The organism is Actinomadura chibensis NBRC 106107 (genome assembly GCF_001552135.1).
GTDB classification, from domain to species: domain Bacteria; phylum Actinomycetota; class Actinomycetes; order Streptosporangiales; family Streptosporangiaceae; genus Spirillospora; species Spirillospora chibensis.
In genome coordinates this window covers 9,961-27,373 of the sequence record NZ_BCQP01000082.1, presented here as the reverse complement: position 1 = coordinate 27,373, position 17,413 = coordinate 9,961, and the positions used below count along the sequence as shown (strand labels likewise).

The 17,413-nt window shown below is 75.1% G+C and carries 3 protein-coding genes; all 3 read left to right on the top strand.

Annotation, left to right across the window (positions count from 1 at the left end; genetic code table 11):
* Nucleotides 1-23 precede the first annotated feature (23 nt).
* The 3 genes from ACH01S_RS38470 to ACH01S_RS38460 are packed head-to-tail and all read left to right on the top strand — an operon-like array spanning nt 24 to nt 17,394.
* Entirely contained in the window at nt 24-11,588 is an 11,565-nt protein-coding gene (locus ACH01S_RS38470; RefSeq protein ID WP_067904339.1) for a type I polyketide synthase, read from the top strand.
* Nucleotides 11,585-15,937 carry a type I polyketide synthase gene (locus tag ACH01S_RS46695; protein WP_067904336.1) on the top strand — a complete coding sequence of 1,451 codons (4,353 nt, stop codon included), beginning with the start codon at nt 11,585-11,587 and terminating at the stop codon, nt 15,935-15,937. Before ACH01S_RS38470 ends, ACH01S_RS46695 begins: the two co-directional genes overlap by 4 nt.
* Nucleotides 15,934-17,394, top strand: a complete 1,461-nt coding sequence (locus tag ACH01S_RS38460) for an FAD-dependent monooxygenase (protein ID WP_067904333.1) — start codon at nt 15,934-15,936, stop codon at nt 17,392-17,394. Before ACH01S_RS46695 ends, ACH01S_RS38460 begins: the two co-directional genes overlap by 4 nt.
* Nucleotides 17,395-17,413: the final 19 nt, after the last annotated feature.

Genomic DNA, 17,413 nt, shown 5'->3' with positions numbered 1-17,413 from the left:
GTTTCCAGGAGGCGACGCCAGGCATGAACCAGGAGAAGCTGCGCGACTACCTGCGGCGCGCGACCGCCGATCTCCGGCTGACCCACCAGCGGCTGCGGGAGGCGGAGGCACGCGACCACGAGCCGGTCGCGATCGTCGGCATGGGCTGCCGGTTCCCTGGCGACGTGCGGTCCGCGCGGGACCTGTGGCGGCTCGTCGCGGACGGCGTCGACGCCCTTTCGCATTTCCCGGACGGACGGGGATGGGACGTCGACGCCCTTTACGACCCCGACCCCGAACAGCGCGGGACGACGTACGTCCGGGAAGGCGGATTCGTCTACGACGCCGACCGGTTCGACGCGGACTTCTTCGGCATCAGCCCCCGCGAGGCCCTTGGAATGGACCCGCAGCAACGGCTGCTGCTGGAGACCGCGTGGCAGTCGTTCGAGGACGCCGGGATCGACCCGGCGTCGCTGCGCGGCAGCCGCACGGGCGTCTTCGCCGGGACGAACGGGCAGGACTACGTCCGGCACGCGCTGAACGGCCTCGACAAGGTCGAGGGATATCTCGTCACCGGCACGTCGGTGAGCGTCGCCTCCGGCCGGATCGCCTATTCGTTCGGTCTGGAGGGCCCGGCGGTCACGGTCGACACGGCGTGCTCGTCGTCGCTCGTCGCCCTCCACCTGGCGATGCAGGCGCTGCGGCGCGGCGAATGCGACCTGGCGCTCGCGGGCGGCGTGACGGTGATGTCCACCCCCGATATCTTCCTCGAATTCAGCCGCCAGCGCGGACTGGCGGCGGACGGGCGGTGCAAGGCGTTCGCCGCCGCCGCCGACGGGACCGGCTGGGGCGAGGGCGCGGGCCTCCTCCTCGTCGAACGGCTGTCGGACGCCGAGGCCAACGGCCACCGCGTCCTCGCCGTCGTGCGCGGTTCCGCGCTCAACCAGGACGGCGCGAGCAACGGCCTCACCGCGCCCAACGGGCCGTCGCAGCAGAGGGTGATCCGGGACGCGCTCGCCAACGCCCTCCTGACCCCGGACGACATCGACGCGGTCGAAGCGCACGGCACCGGGACGACGCTCGGCGACCCGATCGAAGCGCAGGCGCTCCTCGCCACCTACGGGCAGGAGCGGCCCGCGGATCGTCCGTTGTGGCTGGGGTCGATCAAGTCAAACATCGGCCACACCCAGGCGGCGGCGGGCGTCGCCGGAATCATCAAGATGGTCGAGGCGCTGCGGCACGGCGTCCTGCCGAAGACGCTGCACATCGACGAGCCGACCCCGCACGTGAAATGGGAGTCGGGCGCGGTGCGCCTGCTCACCGAGACGGCCCCGTGGCCGGAGCGGGACCGGCCCCGGCGCGCCGCCGTCTCCTCGTTCGGCATCAGCGGGACGAACGCGCACATCGTCCTCGAACAGGCAGCGGACGCGGACGTCCCCGAACCGGAGCAGCCCCGTCATCCGCTGCCGGTGCTCCTGTCGGCGAAGACGGAGCCCGCCCTGCGGGAGCAGGCGACGCGGTTGGCGGAATTCGTCGCCGAGAACCCTGGGACGAGCCTGACCGACATCGCCCACACCCTGGCGAACGGACGCGCCCGCCTCCCGCGGCGCGCCGCCGTCGTCGCCGGTTCCACGGACGAACTCGTCTCGGGCCTGCGAGAGCTGAGTCCCGCGAGCGCCACGCCCGGAAAGGTCGCGTTCCTTTATTCGGGCCAGGGCTCGCAGCACGCGGGAATGGGGCGGGAACTGTATGAGACGTTCCCGGTATTCGCCGAGGCGCTCGACGCCGCCTGCGAACACCTCGATCCGCGACTCAAGCAGATCATGTTCGCCGACGACCCCGAGGAACTGAACCAGACCCTTTACACCCAGCCCGCCCTGTTCGCCTACCAGACAGCGCTCCACGCGCTCCTCGCAGACTGGGGAATCACACCCCACTTCCTGGTCGGGCATTCGCTGGGCGAAATCACCGCCGCCTACACCTCCGGCACCCTCTCACTGGCCGACGCGGCGACGCTGGTCACCGCCCGCGCCCGCGCCATGCACAACACCCCCGCCGGGGCCATGGCCGCCATCAACGCCGCCCCCGACGAAATCACCCTCACCGAAGGCGTCAGCATCGCCGCCGTCAACGCGGCACAAAGCACCGTCATCTCCGGCCCCGCCGACGCCGTTCAAGAAATCACCCAGTACTGGAAAGACCAAGGACGGCGCACCCGCCTGCTCACCACCAACCGCGCCTTCCACTCCTCCCTCATGGACCAAGCCGTCGAGCCGCTGACCGAAGCGGCCCGGGCCATCACCCATAACCCGGCGTCCATTCCGGTGGTCTCCAACCTCACCGGACGCCCTGCCGAGCACACGCCCGAATACTGGGCCGAGCACCTCCTCGGCACGGTGAACTTCCACAAGGCCGTCGAGTATCTCGATGGGCAGGGCGTCACGACGTTCATCGAGATCGGGCCCGACGCCACGCTCACCGCTCTTGCCGGCGAGACGGCCACCGGTGCGGCCATCGCCCTCCAGAACCCGAAGCAGCCGCAGAGCACGGCGCTGCTCACCGGGATCTCCCGCGTCCACAACAGCGGCGTGGACGTCGACTGGTCCACGATCCTGCCCGCCGGGCGCCACACCGACCTCCCGACCTATCCGTTCCAGCGGGAGCGGTACTGGCTCGACCGGGGCCCGTCCGCCGGGGACGTCGACCAGGCGGGTCTCACCCCGGCCGACCATCCGCTCCTGGCCGCGACGACGCTGCTCGCCAACGACAACGGCCACCTGCTCACGGGGCGCATCTCCCTCAAGGACCAGCCGTGGCTGGCCGAGCACGCGATCCACGACTCGGCCGTGCTGCCCGGGACGGCGTACGTCGACCTGGCGCTGCGCGCCGCGCAGCGCGCCGGATGCGACACCGTCGAGGAGCTGACCCTCCAGACGCCTTTGGTGCTGCCGCCGAAGGACGGCGTCCAGATCCAGGTCTACGTCGACGCGGCGGACGCCGAGGGGCGCCATTCCATCACGATCCATTCGCGGCGCGAACCGTCCGATCCCGACGACGCCGACGGGCCCTGGACGTGCCACGCGACCGGCCTCCTCCGAGCGGGCGGCCCGACCCCGCCCCCCGCCGAACAGGAGAGCTGGCCGCCCGCCGGCGCGACGCCGCTCGACGTCGGCGACGTCTACGGCACATTCGAGACGATCGGCCTGCGCTACGGCCCGCTTTTCCAGGGGTTGAAAGCGGGCTGGCGTGACGGCACCGACATCTGCGCGGAAGTGGAACTGCCCGACGACACCGACGTCGAGGGTTTCGCGGTTCATCCGGCGCTTCTCGACGCGTCCCTGCACGCGACCCTTCTCGCGGGGGACGCCGACGCGCTGAAACTGCCGTTCTCGTGGAGCGGCGTCTCGGTCCACTCCGTGGGCGCGGTCGCCGTCCGGGTCCGGCTCAGCCGGGGCGACGGCGACACGGTGTCGCTGGCGGTCACGGACCCGGCCGGTGGTCCCGTGGTGACGGTGGACGCGCTGGCCGTGCGTCCGATCACGAACGAGCAGTTGTCGGCCGCGCGGACCGGGCCGTCCGAGCCCGCCCACCACGTCGAGTGGACGTCCATCGACGGCGGCCCCGAAACGCCGTGGACGGCGATCGGCGAACCGTTCCCCGCCCTCACCGGCAAGGCCGCGAAGGAATTCCCGGATCTCTCCGCACTGCGCGAAGCGCTCGCCGCAGGCGAGGACGTCCCCCCGACCGTCCTTTTCTGCCACCACTCCGACCAAGAGAACGGCGACCATCTCGAAAGCGTCCACGACGCGGCGGTGCGGCTGCTGGAACTGGTCCAGAGCTGGCTTTCCGACGACGCGTTCGCCGACCTGACCCTGGTCGTCGCCACCCGGGGCGCGGTCGCCGCGCAGCTCGCCGAGCCGGTCAGCGACCTGGCCGCCGCCCCGGCGTGGGGCCTCGTGCGGTCCGCGCAGGCCGAGCACCCGGGCCGGCTCCGCCTCGTCGACCTGGACGACCGCGCCGGGGACGCCGCCGCCCTGCCCGCCGCGCTCGGCCGCGACGAACCCCAGCTCGCGCTGCGCGACGGCGGCGTCTACGCCCCCCGGCTGACGCGCAGCGACCCGGCCCTCGCGCCGCCCGCGGACACCGACCGCTGGCGGCTCGGGATCACCGAGCCGGGAACCGTGGAGAACCTCGTCCTGTCCGCCAACCCGGACGCGGCGCGCCCGCTCGGCCCGGACGAGGTGCGCATCGCCGTGCGCGCGGCGGGCGTGAACTTCCGCGACGTGCTGATCAGCCTCGGCATGTATCCGGGAGAGGCGGTCATCGGCAGCGAGGCCGCCGGAATCGTCACCGAGACCGGGTCCGCCGTCACCGAGCTGGCGGTCGGCGACCGCGTCATGGGAATGGTCGACGGGGCCGTCGGCCCCACGGCCGCCACCGACCGGCGGCTGCTCGCCCGCGTCCCGGACGGGTGGTCGTTCGTCCAGGCCGCGACGACGCCGATCGTGTTCCTGACCGCCTACTACGGCCTGCGCCACCTCGCCGAGATCGAGCCGGGCCAGCGCATCCTGATCCACGCCGCCACGGGCGGCGTCGGAATGGCCGCGACGCAGCTCGCCCGGCACTGGGGCGCGGAGGTCTACGGCACCGCGAGCCCCGGCAAATGGCACACGCTCCGCAAGAACGGCTTCGACGCCGACCACATCGCCAATTCCCGCACGCTCGACTTCCACGACGCGTTCCCCGGCGGCATGGACGTCGTCCTCAACTCCCTCACCGGCGACTTCATCGACGCCTCGCTCGACCTCCTGAAACCGCGGGGCCATTTCCTCGAAATGGGGAAGACCGACCTCCGCGACCCCGAGTCCCTGCCGGACACCGACTACCGCCCGTTCGACCTCACCGAGGCCGGGCACGACCGCATCCAGGAGATGCTCGCCGCCCTCGTCGAGCTCTTCGAGGCGGGCGCGCTCACCCCGCTGCCCGTCACGGCGTTCGACGTGCGGCAGGCGCCGCAGGCGTTCCGGTACCTGAGCCAGGCCCGGCACATCGGCAAGGTCGCGCTGACCGTGCCGCGCCCGATCGACCCGGACGGCACAATCCTGATCACCGGCGGCACCGGCACGCTCGGCGCCCTCGTCGCCCGGCACCTCGTCACCGCGCACGGCGCCCGCCGCCTGCTGCTGGTCAGCAGGCGCGGCCCGGACGCCGACACCGCCGCCGACACGGCCGCCGCCCTGCGCGCCCTCGGCGCGGACGTCACCGTCGCCGCCTGCGACGTCGCCGACCGCGCCGCGCTGGCCGCGCTGCTCGCCGCCGTCCCCGCCGAGCACCCGCTGACCGCCGTGGTCCACGCGGCGGGCGTCGTCGACGACGGGACGGTCGACGCCCTCACCCCGGAGCGCCTCGCCCCGGTGCTGCGCGCCAAGGCCGACGCGGCCTGGAACCTGCACGAACTCACCGGCGACCTGGACGCGTTCGTCCTGTTCTCGTCCGCCGCCGGGACGCTCGGCAACCCCGGGCAGGCCAACTACGCCGCCGCCAACACCTACCTCGACGCCCTCGCCCACCACCGCGTCCACCGGGGAGAGCCCGCCGTCTCGCTCGCCTGGGGGCTGTGGAAGACCACGAGCGGCATCACCGCCACGCTCGACGGGACGGACCAGAAGCGCCTCGGCCGCAGCGGGCTCGTCCCCCTGCCGGACGAGGACGCGCTCGCCCTGCTCGACACGGCCCAGCGATCGGGACGTCCCGCCTCCGTGCCCGCGCGGTTCGACCTCGCCGTCTTCCGGCGGCTCGCGGAGGCGGGGGTGCTGCCGCCGATGCTGCAAGGGCTGTTCCGCGCGCAGCCCGTGCGGGCGAGGGCGCGCCAGGCCGGGGCCGGGACGCTGCGCGACCGGCTCGCCGGACGCCCGCGCGCCGAGCAGGACCGGGCCATGCTCGACCTGGTCCGCGAGCACGTCGCGGCGGTCCTCGGCCACACCGCGCCGGACGCGATCGACCCCGACCGCCAGTTCCAGGAACTCGGCTTCGACTCGCTGAGCGCGGTCGAGTTCCGGAACCGGCTGAACGGCGCGACCGGGCTCCGCCTCCCGCCCACGGTGATCTTCGACCGGCCGACCGCCGCCGGGCTCGCCGTCCACCTGCGCACCCTCCTCCTCGGCGAGGACGCGGACGCGGGACCGGCCGCGCCCGCGCGGGCCGCCGCGCCGGCCGGCGACGCCGAGCCGATCGCGATCGTGGCGATGGCGTGCCGCTTCCCCGGCGGCGTCCGCACGCCGGAGGACCTGTGGAGCCTCGTCGCGGACGGCCGCGACGCGATCACCCGGTTCCCCGACACGCGCGGCTGGGACCTCGACCGCCTCTACGACCCGGACCCCGACCGGGCGGGCACCACCTACGTCCGGGAGGGCGGGTTCGTCGCCGACGCCGACCGGTTCGACGCCGAGTTCTTCGGCATCAGCCCGCGCGAGGCGCTCGCCACCGACCCGCAGCAGCGGCTCCTGCTGGAGGTCGCCTGGGAGACGCTGGAGCGGGCCGGGATCGTCCCGGCGTCGCTGCGCGGCAGCAACACCGGCGTGTTCGTCGGCCTGACCCCGCAGCACTACGCCATCGACTCGGGCGAGCAGACGTCCGCGCTGGAGGGCTACCTGCTCACCGGGACGATGGGCAGCGTCGCCTCGGGCCGGCTGTCCTACAGCTTCGGGCTCGAAGGACCGGCGATGACCGTCGACACGGCGTGCTCGTCGTCGCTGGTGTCGCTGCACCTGGCGTGCAAGTCGCTCCGGAACGGGGAGAGCGACCTCGCGCTCGCGGGCGGCGTCACCGTCATGGCGGTGCCGGGCATCCTGGTGGAGCTGAGCCGCCAGCGCGTCCTCGCCCCGGACGGGCGCTGCAAGTCCTTCGGCGCCGGAGCCGACGGGACGGGCTGGAGCGAGGGCGTCGGCATGGTCCTCGTGGAGCGGCTGTCGGACGCCGTCCGCAACGGGCACCGCGTCCTCGCCGTGATCCGCGGGTCGGCGGTCAACCAGGACGGCGCGAGCAACGGCCTCACCGCGCCGAGCGGACCGGCGCAGCAGCGCGTCATCCGGGCGGCGCTCGCCGACGCGCGGCTCGGCCCCGACGACGTCGACGCCGTCGAGGCGCACGGCACCGGGACCACGCTCGGCGACCCGATCGAGGCGCACGCCCTGCTCGCCACGTACGGGGCGGGACGGCCCGCGGACCGTCCGCTGCACCTCGGCTCGATCAAGTCGAACCTCGGGCACACGCAGGCCGCCGCCGGCGTCGCCGGGGTGATCAAGATGGTGCAGGCGATGCGGCACGGCGTCCTGCCGAAGACGCTGCACGCCGACGAGCCGACCCCGCACGTGGACTGGGAGTCCGGCGCGCTGGCCCTGCTCGGCGAGTCGGCGCCGTGGCCGCGGGACGGCCGCCCGCGCCGCGCCGCCGTCTCCTCGTTCAGCATCAGCGGGACCAACGCGCACCTCATCCTCGAACAGGGCCCCGACCCGGACGACGCGCCCGAGCCCGGGCCGGAGCCGGAGCTCGTCGCATGGCCGGTCTCGGCCCGCACCGGGCCCGCCCTCCGGGAGCAGGCGCGGCGGCTCCGCGGCCACGCCGGGCAGGACCCGGTCGCGGTCGCGCACGCGCTCGCCACCACCCGCGCCGTGTTCGGCCACCGGGCGGTGGTACTGGGCGACGGCCCCGAGGAGTTCCGGGCCGGGCTGGCGTCGCTCGCGTCCGGGGAGCCGGACCCGAACGTGATCGAGGGGACGGCCCTCCCGTCCGGGCACCGCACGGCGTTCGTGTTCCCCGGCCAGGGCTCGCAGTGGGCCGGGATGGCGCGGGAGCTGCTCGACACCGCGCCCGCCTTCGCCGCCAAGGCGCGCGAGTGCGCGGCGCAGTTCGGCCGCCATCTCGACTGGTCCGTGCTCGACGTGCTGCGCGGCGAGCCCGGCGCGCCGTCGCTGGAGCGGGTGGACGTCGTCCAGCCCGCCCTGTTCACGATGATGGTGTCGCTGGCGGCGCTGTGGCGGTCCGCGGGCGTCCACCCGGACGCGGTCGTCGGGCACTCCCAGGGCGAGGTCGCCGCCGCGCACGTCGCGGGCGGCCTCGACCTGCCGGACGCCGTGCGGATCATCGCGCTGCGCAGCCAGGCGTGGCGGCGGCTCGAAGGGCGCGGCGGGATGCTGTCGGTCTCGCTCCCCGAGGAGGACGTCACGGAGCGGCTCGTCCGGTGGGGCGACCGGCTGTCGGTCGCGGCCGTCAACGGGCCGACGGCGGTCACCGTGTCCGGCGACCCGGCGGCGCTCGACGAGCTGGCGGCCGGGCTCGACGCGGACGGCGTCCGCAACCGGCGCATCCCCGGCGTCAACACGGCCGGGCACTCCGCGCAGGTGGAGGTGCTCCGCGACCAGGTCCTCGCCGACCTCGCCGAGGTGGCGCCGCGCTCGTCGGACGTCCCGTTCTACTCCACCGTGACCGGCGCCCTCCTCGACACGGCCGAACTGGACGCCGCGTACTGGTACCGGAACCTGCGGGAGCCGGTCCGGTTCGCGGACGCGTTCACCGCGCTCGCCGGCACGGGCGGCCTGCTCGCCGTCGAGGTCAGCCCGCACCCCGTCCTCGCCCCGGCGATCCGGGAGAACCTCGACGGCGTCGACGGCGCCGCCGACGTCATCGGGACGCTGCGCCGCGACGGCGGCGGCCGCCGCCAGGTCCTCACGGCGCTCGCCGAGGCGCACACGCGCGGGACGGCGGTCGACTGGCCGTCCGTCCTGCCGGAGCCGCGCGGCGCGGCGGCGGAGCTGCCGACCTACCCGTTCCAGGGCGAGCGGTACTGGGTGGTGTCGACGGGCGGCGCGGGCGACGTGTCCGCGGCGGGCCTCATCGGCACCGGGCACCCGCTGGTCGGCGCGGCCGTCCAGCGCGCCGACGACGACGGCCGGGTGCTGACCGGGCGGATCTCGCTGAGCCGCCACCCGTGGCTCGCCGACCACGCCGTCATGGAGACCGTCGTCCTGCCCGGCACCGCCTACCTGGAGATCGCCGCGTACGCGGCGGACCAGGCGGGCTGCGACCGGGTCGACGACCTGACGCTGCTCGCCCCGCTGGTCCTGGACGACGCCGCCGACGTCCGCTTCCAGGTCCTCGTCGGCGCGCCGGACGGCGACGGCCGCCGCACGGTCACGATGCACTCCCGCGCCGACGACGAGCCGGACACCGAGTGGGTGCGGCACGCCACCGGGATCCTGTCGGCGGGCGGGCCCGCGGCCGAGCCCGCCGCCGACCTCGCGGCGTGGCCGCCGTCCGGGGCGACCGCGATCGGCGTCCACGACCTGTACGAGGAGCTGGTCGGGCACGGCCTCGGGTACGGGCCCGCGTTCCAGGGCGTCCGGGCGGCGTGGCGGCGGGACGAGGAGGTCTTCCTCGACGTCGACCTGCCCGCCGACGTCGGCACCGACGGCTACGGCCTGCACCCCGCCCTGCTCGACGCGGCGCTGCACGGCATCGCGATCGGGCGGATCGGGGCGGACGACCAGACCGTCCGGCTGCCGTTCTCGTGGTCCGGCGTGTCCGTCCACGCGGCCGGGGCGCGGGCGCTGCGGGTGCGGCTCGCGCCGACCGGCGGCGAGGGCGTCCGGCTGGACCTCGCCGACGAGGCCGGACGCCCGGTCGCGACCGTCGAGTCGCTGGAGCTGCGGCCGGTGACCGCCGAGCAGCTCGCGTCGGTGGGGTCGGCGCGGGGCGGCGCGCTGTACCGCCTCGGCTGGCACCCCGCCGACCTGCACGCCGAGGACGCGGGTACGTGGGCGGTGCTCGGCGACGCTCCCATCGACGACATCCCGGCGTACGCCGACCTGGACGCGCTGCGGGCGGCGGAGCCCGTCCCGGACGTCGTCATCGCGCCGTTCCGCTCCCACGACGCCGATCCGGCGGCGGGGACGCACGCGATGGCGGCGTCCGGGCTGGCGCTGTTCCAGGAGTTCCTGGCCGACGAGCGGTTCGCCGGATCCCGGCTGGTCGTGCTCACCCGCGGCGCCGCCGGGCCGGAGGTGGACGACCTGCCCGCCGCCGCGCTGTGGGGGCTGGCCCGCTCCGCCCAGTCGGAGAACCCGGGGCGCGTCCAGCTCGTGGACGCCGACGGCGACTCCGCGCTCCGGGCGGCGGTCGCGTCCGGCGAACCGCAGCTCGCGGTGCGCGGCGGCACGCCGCACGTCCCCCGGCTCACCGCCGCCGAACCGGCGGACGCGGCCCCCGCGTTCGGCGCGGACGGCGCCGTCCTGATCACCGGCGGCACCGGCACGCTCGGCCGCCTCATCGCGCACCGGCTGGTGACCGGGCACGGCGTCCGGCGGCTGGTGCTGGCGAGCCGCCGGGGCCCGGACGCGCCCGGCGCCGACGACCTGGCGGCGGAGCTCGCCGCGCTCGACGCGGACGTCACGATCGCGGCGTGCGACGCCGCCGACCGGGACGCGCTCGCCGCGCTCCTCGCCGAGCACCCGGTGACCGCGGTCGTCCACACGGCGGGGACCCTGGACGACGGCACCATCGGCTCGCTCACCCCCGAGCGGGTGGACGCCGTCCTGCGCCCGAAGGTCGACGCCGCGTGGAACCTGCACGAGCTGACCCGCGACCGGGAGCTGAGCGCGTTCGTGCTGTTCTCGTCCGCCGCGGGCCTGCTCGGCAGCCCCGGGCAGGGGAACTACGCGGCCGCGAACACCTTCCTTGACGCGCTCGCCGCGCACCGGGCCGCGCTGGGACTGCCCGCGACGTCGCTCGCGTGGGGGTTCTGGGAGGCGACGAGCGGCATGACCGGCGAGATGGCGGGGGCCGACGTCGCGCGGCTCGGGCGGCTCGGCCTCGCGCCGCTCGCCACCGAGGACGCGCTCGGCCTGTTCGACGCGTCCCTCGCCGCCGGGGCGGCGTCGCTCGTGCCCGTCCGGCTGGACCTGCCCGCGCTCCGCGCGCAGGCCGCCGCCGGGCTGCTGCCCCCGGTGTTCGGCGGGCTGGTGCGCGTCCCGGCCCGCCGGTCGGACGTCGCCGGGCCGTCCCTCGCCGAGCGGCTCACCGGGCTGAGCGAACCGGACCGGCACGACCTCGTCGTGGACGTCATCCGCGGCCACACGGCGGCCGTGCTCGGGCACGGCTCCCCGCTGTCGGTGGACGCCAAGCGCGCGTTCAAGGAGCTCGGCTTCGACTCGCTCACCGCCGTCGAGCTGCGCAACCGGCTCCAGGTCGCGACCGGGCTGCGGCTGCCCGCGACGCTCGTGTTCGACTTCCCGACGCCGGACGCGCTCGCCGGGCACGTCCTCGCCGAGGCGGCGCCGCCGGAGCGGTCGCCCTACGAGCACGTGCTGAGCGAGCTGGACCGGCTGGAGTCGGCGCTCGCCGCCGTCCGCCCGAACGGCGCCGGGAACGGAAACGGGAACGGCGGCGGGAACGGGCACGGCCGGGACGGCGGCGCCGAGATCACGCGCCGCCTCCAGGCGCTCGCCGCCGCCTGGCAGGAGACCGGGGACGGCGCCGTCGAGGAACGCCTCCACGCGGCGTCCACCGAGGAGATCTTCGACTTCATCGACACCGAACTCGGACGGCAGGGATGACCAACGCCAGCGAAGAGAAGCTCGTCGACTACCTCAAGTGGGTCACGGCCGACCTGCACCGGACCCGGCAGCGCCTCGCCGAGGCCGAGGCGGCGGCCCGCGAGCCCATCGCGATCATCGGCGCGAGCTGCCGTTTCCCGGGCGGGGTGCGCTCCCCCGAGGACCTGTGGCGGCTCACCGCGGCCGAGACCGACGCGGTCTCGGCGTTCCCCGCCGACCGGGGCTGGGACGTCGCCGCGCTCTACCACCCGGACCCCGACCACCCCGGCACCTCGTACGCGCGGGAGGGCGGCTTCCTCTACGACGCCGCCGAGTTCGACCCGGAGTTCTTCGGCATCAGCCCGCGCGAGGCGGTGACGATCGACCCGCAGCAGCGGCTGATGCTGGAGGCCGCCTGGGAGGCCGTCGAGCGCGCGGGCATCCCCGCCGACGCGCTGCGCGGCAGCGACACGGGCGTCTTCGCCGGGTTCATGTACGGGGACTACGGCGCGCGCCTCATGGGACGGGCCCGTCCGGAGCACGAGGGGCTGCTCGGCAACGGCAGCGCGGGCAGCATCGCGTCCGGGCGCGTGTCGTACACGCTGGGCCTTGAGGGACCGGCCGTCACCGTCGACACGGCGTGCTCGTCGTCGCTCGTCGCCATCCACCTCGCCGCGCTCGCGCTGCGCAACGGCGAATGCGGGCTGGCCCTCGCGGGCGGCGCGACCGTCATGTCGACGCCGATGCTCTTCGTCGAGTTCAGCCGCCAGCGCGGGATGGCCCCGGACGGACGCTGCAAGTCGTTCGCCGCCGCCGCCGACGGGGCGGGCTGGTCCGAGGGCGCGGGCGTCGTGCTCCTGGAACGGCTGTCGGACGCCGTCGCCAACGGCCACCGCGTGCTCGCTGTAATCCGCGGGACGGCCGTCAACCAGGACGGCGCGAGCAACGGCCTCACCGCGCCGAACGGCCCGTCGCAGCAGCGGGTGATCCGCGCCGCGCTCGCCAACGCCGGACTCACGCCCGACCAGGTCGACGCCGTCGAGGCGCACGGCACCGGGACGATCCTCGGCGACCCGATCGAGGCGCAGGCGCTCCTCGCCACCTACGGGCGGGAGCGGCCCGCCGACCGGCCGCTGCTGCTCGGGTCGATCAAGTCGAACATCGGGCACGCCCAGGCGGCGGCCGGGGTCGCCGGGGTCGTCAAGATGGTCGAGGCGATGCGGCACGGCGTCCTGCCGAAGAGCCTGCACATCGACGCCCCCACACCGCACGTCGACTGGGAGTCCGGGGCCGTCAGCCTGCTCACCGAGGCGACGGCCTGGCCCGACTACGGCCACCCGCGCCGCGCCGGGGTCTCCTCCTTCGGGATCAGCGGGACCAACGCCCACGTCATCCTCGAACAGGCGCCCGACGCGGACGACGTCCCCGAGCCGGTGCGGCCCGCCCACGCCCTGCCGGTGCTGCTGTCGGCGAAGACCGAGTCCGCGCTGCGGGAGCAGGCGGCGCGGCTGCGCGACTCCGTCCACGACCAGCCGCTCTCCGACATCGCCCGGACCCTCGCGACCGGGCGCAGCCACCTCCCGCACCGGGCGGCGGTCATCGCGTCCGACCACGAGGACCTCCGGCAGCGGCTGGGCTTCCTCGCCGAAGGGACGCACGCGGGCAACGTCATCACCGGAACGGTGAAACCGGCGGGAAAGGTCGCCTTCCTCTATTCCGGGCAGGGCTCGCAGCACGCGGGAATGGGCCGGGAACTGTACGAGACGTTCCCGGTCTTCGCCGAGGCCCTCGACGCCGCCTGCGAACACCTCGACCCGCAGCTCAAGCAGGTCATGTTCGACGACGACCCCGAACGGCTCAACCAGACCCTCTACACCCAGCCCGCGCTGTTCGCCTTCCAAACGGCGCTCCACGCGCTGCTCGTCGATTGGGGAATCACGCCGCATTTCCTCGTCGGGCATTCGCTGGGCGAACTGACGGCGGCCTACACCTCCGGGACGCTGTCCCTCGCGGACGCGTCCGCGCTGGTCACCGCCCGCGCCCGCGCCATGCACGACACCCCGGACGGGGCCATGGCCGCCATCAACGCCGCCCCCGAGGAGATCACCCTCCCGGAGGGAGTGAGCATCGCGGCCGTCAACACGGCACGCAGCACGGTCGTTTCGGGGCCGCCCGAGGCCGTGCGGGAAATGGTCCGGCACTGGAAAGGCGAAGGGCGCCGCGCCCGCCTGCTGACCACCGAGCGCGCGTTCCACTCGGCGCTGATGGAACGGGCCGTCGCACCCTTGACCGAGGCCGCCCGGGGAATCACGCACAACCCTCCGGCGATTCCGGTCGTCTCCAACCTCACCGGGCTGCCCGCCGAGCATCAACCCGACTATTGGGCCGAGCATCTGCTCGGAACGGTGAATTACCACAAGGCCGTCCAATACCTCGACGAGCAGGGCGTCGCCACCTATATCGAGATCGGGCCCGACACCACGCTCACCACCCTGACCAGCGACATCACCACCGCGACCGCCATCGCGCTCCAGAATCCGAAGCGGCCGCAGAGCGCGGCGCTGCTCACCGCCGTCGCGAACGCGCACAACACCGGCGTCCCCGTCGACTGGACGAAGATCCTGCCCGCCGGACGCCACACCGATCTGCCCACCTACCCGTTCCAGCGCCGCCGCTACTGGATCGACGCCGGAGACGCCGACGCGCCCGGCGGCGCGAACGGAGAGGAGCGGTTCTGGTCGGCCGTGGAAGGCGCGGACGTCGACGCCCTGGCCGCCGAACTGCGGCTGGCCCCCGCCGACCGCGCCGCGCTCGACGCGCTGCTCCCCGCGCTCGCCGCGTGGCGCCGCGGCCGGGACCGGCTCTACCGGCTCGGCTGGGAGCCGATGGCCGACCCGGCGGAGTCCGTCGCCGGACGGACGTGGCTGCTCCTGACGACGGAGAAGGACCCGGCGACCGACCTCGCCGACGCCCTCCAGGCGCAGGGCGCCCACGTGATCACCACCGAGGTGGACCTGGGCGGCGCGGACGGCCCGGAGACCGTCCTGCGCCTGCGCGACCGGCTCGCCGGGAAGCCCGCCGTGGACGGCGTCCTCTCGCTGCTGGCCCTGGAGGACGACCCCCACCCCGCCTACGCGGCGGCGTCCACCGGCCTCGTCGCGACCGTCTCGCTGGTGGACGCCCTCACGGAACTGGGCGTGTCCGCGCCGGTCTGGGTCGCGACGCGCGAGGCGGTGTGCGCCGCGCCGTCCGACCCGCCCGACGATCCGCTGGGCGCCCAGCTGTGGGGGCTCGGCCCGTCCGCCGGGTACGGGCTGGTCGACCTGCCGCGCGTGCCGGTCGCGCGGATCGCCGAGCGGCTCGGCCGGGCGCTGGCCCAGGGCGCGGAGCGCGAGCTGGCGATCCGCCCGGCGGGGCTGTTCGCGCGCCGCCTGACGCCGTTCGCCCCGTCCGGGGAGGAGCGGTGGCGGCCCGAGGGCACGGTCGTGCTGTCCGGCGCCGACACCCCGCTCGGCGAGCACCTCGCGCGCTGGCTCGGCGAGCAACCGGAGACCCGCCCGGTGCTCGTGGCGTCCGGGTCCGGCGCCCCGGAGGTCGAGGGTCCCGTGGCGGCCGTCCTGCACGTGTGCGGGCCGCCGGACGCGGACGGCGACGACCCCGGCCTCCCCGATCTCGACCGGGACGCCGCCGCCGCGACCGAGGCGGCCGACCTGGCCCGCGACCTCGACCCGGGCGTCGTCCTGCTCGTCTCCGACACGGCCCGCTCGCTCGGCCTGCCCGGCAGCGGCGGCGGCCCGCGCCGCGCCGTGCTCGACGCGCTGGCCGCTCGGCTGCGCGCCGCCGGGACCCCGGCCGTCTCGCTCGGCCTGGCAGGCATGGAACCCGAGCTGGTCGCGCCCGTCCTGGAGCGGCTGCCCTCGCTGGACGTCCCCGCCGTGGTCGCCGCCGACCTCGACTGGGCGGCGCTCGCGGCCGAGGCGGCCCCGCCCCGGCTGCTCGCCGGGATACCGGCGGCGCGGCGGGTCCTGGACGCCGCCGCCGACGGACGCGCCCCGGTCGTCCGCAGGCTCGCGGACGTCCCGGACGACGAGCGCCCCGCGTTCCTGCTCGACCTCGTCCGCACGGAGGCCGCCGCCGTCCTCGGCTACGCCGCCGCCGACGCGATCGGCGCGGACGACGACCTCCTCGGCCTCGGCATGTCCTCGTTCACCGCGCTGGAGCTCAGCACCCGCATCCAGCCCGCCGGGCCCGCGCTGTCGCCCGCCGCGATCTTCGACCATCCCACCCCCGCCGCGCTCGCCCGGCATCTCCTCGACGGGATCTCCGGCGGCGGCACCGCCAACACCGGAAGTCAAAGGAGTCCCTCATGAGTGAACGTGTCATCGTCGCCGGAGCCGGCCCGGTCGGGCTGATGCTCGCCGTGGAGCTCGGCCTCGCCGGGGCGGACGCGGTCGTCCTGGAGCGGCGCGACCGGCCGAACGAGCGGTCCCGCGGCATGGTGATCAACGCGGCGGTGGTCGAGCTGCTCGACCAGCGCGGCGTGATGGACGAGCTCCGCCCGCACGGCCTCGAATTCCCGCAGGCGCACTTCGCGCAGCTCTGGCTCGGGCCGACGCGGCTGCGGGAGAAGCACGCCTACGCGTTCGCGATCCCGCACTCGCGGATCGAGGCCGAGCTCGCCGCCAAGGCCCGCGACCTCGGCGTCGACATCCGCTACGACGCCGAGATCGTCGCGCTGGACCAGGGCGCGAACGGCGTGACGGTGAAGACCCGGTCCGGCGAGTCGTTCGAGGGCGCCTACCTCGTCGGCTGCGACGGGACCGACAGCACCGTCCGCGGCCTCGCCGGGATCGGCTTCCCCGGCGACGACCTGCCGTTCCGCGGCATCCTCGGGGACGTCCCGGTCGAACCGGGCGACCCGCTGTTCACGCTGCTCGGCGCGCACGAGAACGAGGGCGGGCTGTTCGCGGTCGGCCCCGTCGACCCGCACACGCTGCGGGTGATGGCGGGCGAGTTCGGGGTGGAGGCCGTCCCGAACGACACGCCGGTGACCTACGCGGAGCTGCGGGAGAGCTTCGAGCGGCTGTCGGGCGCGGAGCTGACCGGCGGCGAGGCGCGCTGGCTGTCGCGCTGGAACGCCCCGACCCGGCACGCGGAGCGGTACCGGTCCGGGCGGGTGCTGCTCGCGGGCGACGCCGCGCACGTCCACTTCCCGCTCGGCGGGCAGGCGCTCAGCACCGGCATCGAGGACGCGGTGAACCTCGGCTGGAAGCTCGGCGCCGACGTCCTCGGCCGCGCCCCGGACGGCCTCCTCGACACCTACCACGACGAGCGCCACCCGGTCGGCGCCCGCGCCTGCCTCACGACGCGGGCGCAGGTCGCGCTGCTGCACCCGCTGTCGGCGGTGTCCCCGCTGCGGCAGGTGCTCACCGAGCTGATCGCCTACGACGACGTCAACGAGCACTTCGTGAAGATGGTCGGCGGGCTCGACATCCGCTACGACTACCCGTACGACGCGGGCGACCACCCGCTGCTCGGCCGCAGGCTCCCCCAGGTGACGGTCGGGGAGACGCCGATCGTGCGGCTGCTGGAGACGGGCCGCGGCCTGTTCCTGGAGTTCGCCGCCGACACCGGCCGGACCGGCGAGGCCGCCGCCTGGTCGGGACGCGTCGACACCGTCACCGCGCCCGCCACCGCCGAGATCGACGCGGCCGCGCTGCTGCTCCGCCCGGACGGCCGCGTCGCCTGGGCGACCCGCGCGCCGTCCGGCGCGGACGGCCTGGCCACCGCCCTGCGCACCTGGTTCGGCGAGCCCGGCCAGAGCTGAACACGAAACCCGGACAGCC